Here is a 3,787-nt window from a genome sequence, read left to right as displayed (position 1 = left end):
CTAATTTTTGCAAGTAAGTATTTGAGATTCGTAGCAATATTCAGCTTTTCTTTTTCGTTAAATGCAGCTTTTCTAAGTTTGCTCATATATCAATACGAGATTTTAATAACGTACTAACATATTAATAGTAGTTTATTAAGCAAGACTAGTTTTGTGCCTAGTTATTTTTAATTAGACCTCTTGCATAACTTATAGCATAAGTTATTTGGTACCTTAATATCATAAATATAACCAAATTGCGGCGTTAATATACTTAATCCACCTAAATAAAAAAAGGAAATTAAGCTTTTATCTTAATAGTATTAGCTATTTTATCAATTGCGGGCTCAAAGTTTTTATTTTCTTCTAATAAATTGATTTTATCTTCCTCAACTTTCTTTAAAAAATTATCAGATGTTACCACTTTATTTCCTATTTTATTTTCATAAGCCTTTCTTGCCTCTCCTGCACTTGCTCCGCCATCTTTTGCGGCTTTTTTATTTTGTTCAAATCCTTTTGTATTTCTCTGCCTCGTTACTTCAATTGTTGCTTCCTCCCCTAATCGCTGAAAAATAAGCTCAATGTTTGTCATATGGTCTCGCAAATTTTCTTTCTTTAAGCTTTTTATTTCTTTATGCTTACTTACAGAAACGCCAAAAGTTTCTTGAGAAATAATATTTGTTAATGTTGCGTATTCTTGCCCTTCCTTTACTCCTCTTTGCTTCCATTCGCCCGTTAATTCATTTCTTGTGAACTGTCCATCTATTCTGTTTTGTATCCATTGCTTATCTCTTCCCTGTAATTCATAGTATAAAATAGCTCGCTTAACTGTTAAGTCAGGGTTATTTTGCTCTTGCAACCTTTCAAACCCAGTTTTAGCTAACCATTTTTTAAAAGGCTCTGCATTTTTTGAAGGTACGGATTGCACTATTCTTAAAATTTCTTCTACATTTGCAACTTCCGTGTCTCTATATTTACCGTCTTTGCTGGGCATTTTCAACTTCGTCCATTCACGACGAAGTTCGTCATCGTTCTGTTTTACTTTATTCCAATAGCTTGCTGGCTCTGGTGTTTCCGCCAAACCTTCTATAATATCAATAATAGAAAACCACCATTCTCCATTATAAAAAGTTTTACGGACATCTTTTTTTAAAAATTTACCCACAACGCACTCTCCTTGTTGTGGTATTAAATCTAGTTGTTTTTTATCTGTCATATATATATTTTAAAAATTATTACTTGATTAAATTCGCATATACTAACTTTTTTCCTTCACAAACTTCAAACCAGTTTTCAAATTTTGTAAAAGCTGTAAATGCACGCTTTGAATATCTAAAGCTAAACTCATTCAAATACTTTTGAATATGCTTTTTACTGCACCAGTGATAAATTCCGTATATTCCACGCTTAACATAACTCCAGTATCCTTTTATTGCATTTGTATGAACTTTGAAAGCTTCTAGTCTTCTTACAAACACGCCAGCTTCGTGTTTGATTGTATGGTGCTTATAGAATTTCTTTAAATCTTTATAAGCGTGTAGTGTATCCGTGCAAATTGTACTTCCGTCTTTTACATTTAAAGCAATCTTTGGAAGCAATATACTCTTTTCTGCACTTGCTACTTTTAAAGCTCTAACCTCCCCAGTTTCACGATTTACCATACCTAACACAACTTGTTTAGTGGTTGTATGCTTTTTATGTTTATGTTTGTGTTTTCTTCTTTTCCTCCAAAGTAAGCTTCATCTATTTCTGTTGTGCCATTAAAGGGATTATTGCATCCACTTCCTAAAATTTCTCTTAATCTACATAAAACAAACCAAGCACTTTTTTGAGTAATTGAAAGGTATTTTGCTAATTGGTAGCTAGAAAGCCCTTTTTTCATTGAAGTAAAAAGGTAAATAGTTAAAAACCATTTAGTAAGCGGAAGTCTGCTATCTTCAAATATTGTACCAATTCTAACTGTGAATTGTTTAGTGCATTTAGAGCATTTATAAAGAATACCATCTTTGAAAGAGTAGGTTTCTGTAGCATTACAATAAGGGCAAATAGCTTTATCACCTCCCCATCTTTTTTTAGCAAACCACTCTCTACAAGTCTTTTCTTCCGCAAAATGATTTTGAAATTCAATTAAATTCATACTCTTATAATTTCTTATAAGGTAGATTAAATCATTTAAAATTAATTATCAAGCTTTTTTTGGTATATTAAGTATATTAACACCCAAATTGCCCTAAAAGAGTTGCGTGACTAACTTTAAAATATGTAATAGTTTCCGAAGAAGTTTACTGTACAACTATATCCGCTAAACACAAAGTTAAACAAAATAACAATAAATTATTAGCATATTGTTGCTATAATACGATATATGATATATGTTATAGCACAGTATAGTTTGGTGACATTAATATATGGTCAAATCATTCTTTAAGCTATTTTTAAGCAAGAATCTTTTTATATCCCTCTTATTATTTTTAGTTCCTGCCATTTCATATGCTACCGGCAAGGCTGTTGCAATTCCATTTCTGGATGACCTTGGCGTAACAGTAAAAGAAATTATGAATGGTAGTGGTAAATATATTGTTCACGCTGCAATCATAGGAGGGGGCGTATATGCAACCGTTAAAGCAAGTTCTCCTGCACCTATCATATTTGCAATTGTCTCATCTGCTATATTCCAATTATTTATCACCCTTATTTTACAATAGTATGGAGACAAAACTCTTTAACTATCTTGATGAAGAGAGAAAAATACTGGGTTTTACTATGCTAGAGATATGCTGCGTTCTTTCCATTATTATGCTCGGCCTTGTATCAGATATGATGCTGCTTGCACTTATCTCAACTTTTGGCTCGGTGGTTATAGTAAGATTTATAAAAGATTTTCTTAAGAAAACGGGATTTAAAAGGAGGTTGTATTTCTTTCTTAGTGATTTTGTGAGCATTAAAAACAAAAGATATTTCGGAAAGTATTATGTATGAACCCTGCTTCTATTAGAAAGGTACTGACATCTTTAAACATAAAAAAGAATGTGCTTTTTTTGATTAGTGTAGCGCTTCTTGTATCAAATGTAATACTTTCCATTTTTGTTATCTCATCAAAGGAAAAAATAATAATAGTCCCGCCCTCTTTAAAAGAAGAATTTAGCGTATCTGGTTCTGATTTTTCGGATAGTTATATTGAGCAAATGACCCTCTTTTTTTCCGATCTATTACTTGATTTAACCCCAGATAATATCAAATATAAATCAGAAATTCTGCTAAAATATGTAGATTCAAGTTCTTATCATGCTCTTTCTGAGTATTATGAGAAGGAAGCTGAAAAGCATAAAAAATAAAGCTTTCCACAAAGTTTGATGTTCAAGATATAACAGTAATTAAAAATGGGGCGATAATAAAAGGAATTCTTACTATAGCTAAGATAGTATAAAATGGCATAATAATTGCTATATAGTAGATGTGAACAAATGTGAGGTAAAATGACATATCCAATACAATTTCGAAAGAAAGTAATGAAATTACATGCAGAAGGAGTTAGATATGAAGATCTAAGTTTAAGGTTCTGCATATCTATTAGAACCTTAAGTAGATGGAAGAAGGCGATAGAGCCTCAGAAAACTAGGAATAAACCGTGGAAAAAGCTCAGTAAAGAAGCATTAATACAAGATATACTTGACCATCCAGATTCGTATAGCCATGAAAGAGCTAAAAGATTAGGAATAACTGCGTCAGGTATTAAGTATGCAATAAAGCGTCTAGGGATTAGTTATAAAAAAAACACTAAATCATCCAAAGGCGGATTCCGCAAAAA

General features: G+C 31.6%; 7 protein-coding genes. 4 read left to right on the top strand and 3 right to left on the bottom strand.

All coding sequences use genetic code 11. From position 1 onward, the window contains the following. Positions 1-280 precede the first annotated feature (280 nt). From Cyrtocomes_RS05575 to Cyrtocomes_RS05565, 3 genes are read right to left on the bottom strand one after another with little or no spacing between them, the layout of a single operon-like run. Positions 281-1,195, bottom strand: a complete 915-nt coding sequence (locus tag Cyrtocomes_RS05575; protein ID WP_322498203.1) for a BRO-N domain-containing protein — start codon at positions 1,193-1,195, stop codon at positions 281-283. Between the two features lie 19 nt (positions 1,196-1,214). Next, complete coding sequence (locus tag Cyrtocomes_RS05570) at positions 1,215-1,649, bottom strand: IS1595 family transposase (RefSeq protein WP_322498202.1); 435 nt, start codon at positions 1,647-1,649, stop codon at positions 1,215-1,217. Continuing rightward, a complete protein-coding gene (locus Cyrtocomes_RS05565; RefSeq protein ID WP_322498201.1) occupies positions 1,643-2,116 on the bottom strand; it encodes an IS1595 family transposase in 474 nt (157 codons plus the stop codon). The genes Cyrtocomes_RS05570 and Cyrtocomes_RS05565 overlap by 7 nt, the downstream gene beginning before the upstream one ends. Positions 2,117-2,387: 271 nt before the next feature. On the opposite strand from Cyrtocomes_RS05565, the gene Cyrtocomes_RS05560 reads away from it, so the two are divergent. The 4 genes from Cyrtocomes_RS05560 to Cyrtocomes_RS05545 all read left to right on the top strand — a co-directional run. Further along, complete coding sequence (locus tag Cyrtocomes_RS05560; protein ID WP_322498200.1) at positions 2,388-2,684, top strand: hypothetical protein; 297 nt, start codon at positions 2,388-2,390, stop codon at positions 2,682-2,684. A 1-nt stretch (position 2,685) separates the two neighbouring features. Further along, positions 2,686-2,958, top strand: a complete 273-nt coding sequence (locus tag Cyrtocomes_RS05555; protein ID WP_322498199.1) for a type IV conjugative transfer system protein TraL — start codon at positions 2,686-2,688, stop codon at positions 2,956-2,958. Continuing rightward, the gene (locus tag Cyrtocomes_RS05550) at positions 2,955-3,314 is read left to right on the top strand and encodes a TraE/TraK family type IV conjugative transfer system protein (RefSeq protein WP_322498198.1); all 360 of its coding nucleotides are present in this window, start codon (positions 2,955-2,957) and stop codon (positions 3,312-3,314) included. Before Cyrtocomes_RS05555 ends, Cyrtocomes_RS05550 begins: the two co-directional genes overlap by 4 nt. Positions 3,315-3,455: 141 nt before the next feature. Then, positions 3,456-3,787, top strand: a 332-nt coding sequence (locus tag Cyrtocomes_RS05545; RefSeq protein ID WP_322498197.1) for an IS630 transposase-related protein, incomplete at its 3' end; no start/stop codon positions are given.

The sequence above is a fragment of the Candidatus Cyrtobacter comes genome (assembly GCF_034470605.1).
GTDB classification, from domain to species: domain Bacteria; phylum Pseudomonadota; class Alphaproteobacteria; order Rickettsiales; family Midichloriaceae; genus Cyrtobacter; species Cyrtobacter comes.
Note: the sequence above shows the minus strand (reverse complement) of the source record. Positions and strands in the feature narration are given on the sequence as shown.

Excerpts from the sequence above, each read along its gene's own strand:
- Cyrtocomes_RS05575 (WP_322498203.1), bottom strand. The coding sequence starts at position 1,195 with ATGACAGATAAAAAACAACTAGATTTAATACCACAACAAGGAGAGTGC.
- Cyrtocomes_RS05565 (WP_322498201.1), bottom strand. The coding sequence starts at position 2,116 with ATGAATTTAATTGAATTTCAAAATCATTTTGCGGAAGAAAAGACTTGT.
- Cyrtocomes_RS05560 (WP_322498200.1), top strand. The coding sequence starts at position 2,388 with ATGGTCAAATCATTCTTTAAGCTATTTTTAAGCAAGAATCTTTTTATA.
- Cyrtocomes_RS05555 (WP_322498199.1), top strand. The coding sequence starts at position 2,686 with ATGGAGACAAAACTCTTTAACTATCTTGATGAAGAGAGAAAAATACTG.
- Cyrtocomes_RS05550 (WP_322498198.1), top strand. The coding sequence starts at position 2,955 with ATGAACCCTGCTTCTATTAGAAAGGTACTGACATCTTTAAACATAAAA.